Annotated in this window: 5 protein-coding genes; all 5 read left to right on the top strand. The window is 37.9% G+C overall.

Going from position 1 to position 4,497, the window contains the following annotated elements; translation table 11 throughout:
- Positions 1-615 (top strand): Holliday junction DNA helicase RuvB C-terminal domain-containing protein (locus ACXJIE_RS05505; protein ID WP_456479966.1); only part of this gene is annotated, 615 nt, incomplete at its 5' end.
- Between the two features lie 8 nt (positions 616-623).
- Positions 624-1,622: an AI-2E family transporter gene (locus ACXJIE_RS05510; RefSeq protein ID WP_456479967.1), complete on the top strand. Its 999-nt coding sequence runs from the start codon at positions 624-626 to the stop codon at positions 1,620-1,622.
- A gap of 102 nt (positions 1,623-1,724) precedes the next feature.
- Positions 1,725-2,468, top strand: coding sequence for a hypothetical protein (locus ACXJIE_RS05515; RefSeq protein ID WP_456479968.1), 744 nt, complete (start codon positions 1,725-1,727; stop codon positions 2,466-2,468).
- On the top strand, positions 2,469-2,996 hold the full coding sequence (grpE, locus tag ACXJIE_RS05520) for a nucleotide exchange factor GrpE (protein ID WP_456479969.1): 528 nt from the start codon (positions 2,469-2,471) through the stop codon (positions 2,994-2,996). It begins immediately after the preceding gene.
- Positions 2,997-3,013: 17 nt separating this feature from the next.
- A partial coding sequence (gene dnaK / locus ACXJIE_RS05525) for a molecular chaperone DnaK (RefSeq protein ID WP_456479970.1) occupies positions 3,014-4,497 on the top strand: 1,484 nt, incomplete at its 3' end.

The following is a 4,497-nucleotide window of genomic DNA, read 5'->3' on the forward strand; positions in this document are numbered from 1 at the left end:
GAGGATTTCAGGCTTGACATTGTAATAGGCAGCGGTCCCGCGGCTCAGACCATTAAGCTTGATGTCTCAAGGTTTACCCTTATAGGCGCAACCACGCGGGCAGGAATGCTTTCTAATCCTCTGCGTGACAGATTCGGTATGAGTTTCAGGCTGAATTTTTATAATCATGAAGAGCTGAGCGAAATTATCAGGTTGGCAAGGAAAAAACTGAATAAAAACATTGAACAAAACGCCGCCGTGGAAATTGCAAAACGTTCGCGCGGGACCCCGCGAATCGCTCTTAGACTTCTTAAAAGGGTGAGGGATTTTGCAGAAATAGAAGATGAAAACACAATTACACACAAAACGACAAAATACGCACTTGACGAACTCGGAATAAACGAACACGGGTTTGACGAACTTGATATTAAATTTTTGTCTCTTTTAGCAGAAGCGAAAAAACCTCTGGGACTTTCAACCATAGCGGCGGCACTAAGCGAAGACGAAGGAACCATCGAGGAAGTTATCGAGCCGTTTTTACTTGCAAACGGCTTTATAGAAAAAACACCAAAAGGCAGAATCGCAACGCGCAAAGCTTATGAAATTTTGCAGTTTCCGGCAAAAAGTCTTTTTTAAGGAGATAAATGAAATTTTTAACATTTTTAACGTTAGTTGTAGGATATTTTGTATATCTTACATATAAACCTTATCTTTTGGATATAGCGATAGCTTCACTTATGGCTATCGCATTCGGAAAGGTGGGTATTATAATAAGCAAAAAAATTACAAATAAGTATATTTCATCCGGGCTTGTTACTTTGATTTTTGCGTTATTGATATTCGGTCCGATTTTATATTTCGTAATAACGGCCGGAAAATTTATTTCCCACATTAACATAGAAGACATTAAAAATATTATTTTAAAAGCCCAGAGTCTTTTAGAATATCTTCCCGATGTTGTGGCGCATAAGGTTCAGAAATATGTAAATCCTGACAATATTGCGCAGATATATAATACGGTTGTTCCCATTATAGGAACGCTTACCGCAAAAAGCGCCGTGTTTATTAAGGATGCGTTTTTAATAGTTGTTTTTTTCTTTTTTGCCACACTGTACGGAAAAGAGATTATGGAATTTTTTAAAAAAGTTATTCCTTTGGAAAACGAACAGCTTGAAAAACTCTTTTTCGGAACGAGTGAGGTAATGAGCGTTGTGTTTTACTCTACAGTGTTTACTGCAATACTTGAGGGGATTCTTTTTGGAATAATTGCTAAAATTTACGGGTTTAATTTCTTTTTCTTTACGATAATGTACGCTTTTTCCTCCCTGATTCCTATTGTAGGCGGCGTGATAATGTGGGGGCCTGTGAGTTTATATCTGTATTCGGTGGGAAATACCACGGGAGCGGTTGTGGTAGTTTTATATTCGATAATAATGATTTCCATATTGGCGGATACGTTTGTAAAACCTATGATTATAGAATTCGTTAAAAATACGTTTGAAGCCGACACGGAGCTTAATTCTCTGCTTATATTCTTTTCAATAGTGGCGGGGCTTTCGTCTTTCGGGCTTTGGGGGATTATAATCGGACCTGCGGTAACGGCGATGTTTATATCGATATTAAGGTTTTATGAAAAGATTTAGTTAAAACGACTCAAGTTTTTTTAAAAAATAGATTAAAAAACTTGACATTTATTCTTTAATGTTGTATAATGCTGCTGTCAAAAAATAAAAAAGAGTGCCAGAATGAAAGAAAAAGTTGAGTTTGTTCTAAATCAATTAATAAGAGTTTACTTAAATAAAAGTGAACCTTTAAGCTCAACTAAATTAAAAGAAATAGCTAATCTGCCTTTTTCGGCTTCGAGTATCAGAAGCTATCTGAAAGAATTGGAAGGATATGAACTTGTGGAAAAAGAGCATGTTTCGAGCGGTTCATATCCTTCTGTAAAGGCGATGAAAGCTTTTTGGCGCGAAAAGCTAAAAAGCAGGATAATAAATACGGACGATTTTGAAACCAAAGCCAAAGAGCTGGATATATATATTATGATAGAGATGTTTGAAAACCAGTTGTTAATAGATGTTTATAATTTAAATAATAAATTTATCGTATTGGAGTTTGAAAAAGACGAAGTCGTTTTCAAATACGATGAAAACCTTTATACTCTTTTTAAATCGATGAGAGGTGTTTTTTTGGACGAGCTGAAAAAATATCTTTTACATATAGGGCTTGTAAAAGAGTATAAAACAATAAAAAGACTTTACGAATACAAATCGTATAACAAAAAGTTTCTTTATAAAGAAGAAATTGATTCTGAAGAGTTTGAAAACTTTAATTTCGAACGCTTTCCGAAAGGAATAAGTTTTTTTAATAAATATCTTGTTTTCAGAATGCTTCAAAATGAAAAAAGAAAAATTAAACATATATTAATGGTCGGTAATATATACACCGATTTTTTGGAAATAACCAAACCCGTGAAAGGAGGGGAGTAAATGAGTAAAAAAAAGCATCATGACAAACACAATAAACAGCATGAAGAAAAAAAAGAAGCCCAGGTTGACATAGAGGCTCTTCAAAAACAGAATGAAGAACTTCAGGCGAAACTTGACGAAGCCCTGAGGGCTTACGCAAAATGTGAAAACGATAAAAAGCTTCTTCAAAAAGAGGCCGACAGCGCAATAGAATACGCATATGAAAAGTTTGCGAAAGATCTGTTGCCGGTTGTGGATTCGCTTGAACTTGCGATTGCGCATTCGGGTGATATCGAAGATAAAGCGGAGGCTTTTGACAAACTTCTTGAAGGTGTGGAACTTACACTGAAAAAACTGCTTGATACGTTTAAAAACCACGGTATCGAGCAGGTTGAGCATGAGGAGTTTAATCCTGAAATTCATCAGGCCATCCAGCAGGTTCAAAGTGATGAACATGAAGACGGTCAGATAGTTGACATATACCAAAAAGGTTACACCCTTAAAGGCAGGGTAATCAGGCCTTCAATGGTAACAATAAATAAAAAATAAACTTTAAGGAGGAAATAATGGGAAAAGTAATAGGAATTGACTTAGGAACAACAAATTCAGCAATGGCGTACTATGACGGTAAAGATGCGAAAATAATTGCTAATAAAGAGGGTAGAAACACTACTCCGTCAGTTGTGGCGTTTACCGATAAAGGTGAAGTTTTAGTTGGTGAGCCTGCGAAAAGACAGGCTATTACAAACCCTGAAAGAACAATCTATTCTGTAAAAAGAATTATGGGTATGATGTGTAACGAGCCGAAGGCTCAGGAAGCTAAAAAACACGTACAGTATAAAATCGTTGACAAAAACGGCGCGTGTGCCGTAGAAGTGGACGGAAAAGTGTACACTCCGCAGGAAATTTCAGCGAAAATATTGATGAAACTTAAAAAAGACGCTGAAGAATTCTTCGGTGAAGAAGTGACCGAGGCGGTGATTACCGTACCGGCATACTTCAACGACAGTCAGAGAAAAGCGACTCAGGAAGCCGGTAAAATCGCAGGTCTTAACGTTTTAAGAATTATCAACGAACCGACAGCGGCGGCGCTTGCATACGGACTTGACAAAAAAGGTGAAGAAAAAATTTTAGTGTATGACCTCGGTGGCGGTACATTCGACGTAACCGTGCTTGAGATCGGTGACGGAACATTCCAGGTGCTTGCGACAGACGGTAACGCATTCTTGGGAGGAGACGATTTCGACAACAGAATAGTGGAATGGCTGATAAGTGAATTTAAAGCGGAAACAGGTATTGATTTAAGCCAGGATAAAATGGCGCTTCAAAGATTAAAAGACGCGGCTGAAACGGCTAAAAAAGAACTGTCAACTAAAGACGAAACCGAAATCAACCTGCCGTTTATTACAGCGGATGCGACAGGACCTAAACATCTTGTTAAAAAACTGACAAGAGCTAAATTCGAAGCAATGATTGACGATTTATTGCAAGAAACATTAAGACATATCGATACGGCACTTGAGGATGCGGGACTAAGCAAAGACGAAATCGACGAAATCGTAATGGTGGGCGGTTCAACAAGAATTCCTAAAGTACAAGACCTTGTTAGCAATTACTTTAACGGTAAAAAACTAAACAAATCCGTTAACCCTGACGAAGTCGTGGCACTTGGTGCGGCAATTCAGGCCGGTGTGCTTAAAGGTGACGTAAAAGACGTATTATTACTTGACGTAACACCGCTTAGCCTTGGTATTGAAACACTCGGCGGAGTTATGACAAAAATTATCGAAAAAGGTACAACAATACCTGTAAAAAAATCACAGGTGTTCAGTACGGCTGAAGACAACCAGACAGCGGTAACAATTCACGTACTACAGGGTGAAGCGGAACTTGCGAAAGACAACAAATCGCTCGGACAGTTCAACCTTGAAGGAATTCCGCCAGCTCCTAGAGGAGTACCTCAAATAGAAGTAACATTTGACATTGACGCAAACGGTGTGCTAAATGTTAGCGCTAAAGATAAAACAAGCGGAAAAGAGCAAAAAATTAC

It is taken from the genome of Nautilia sp., assembly GCF_053994455.1.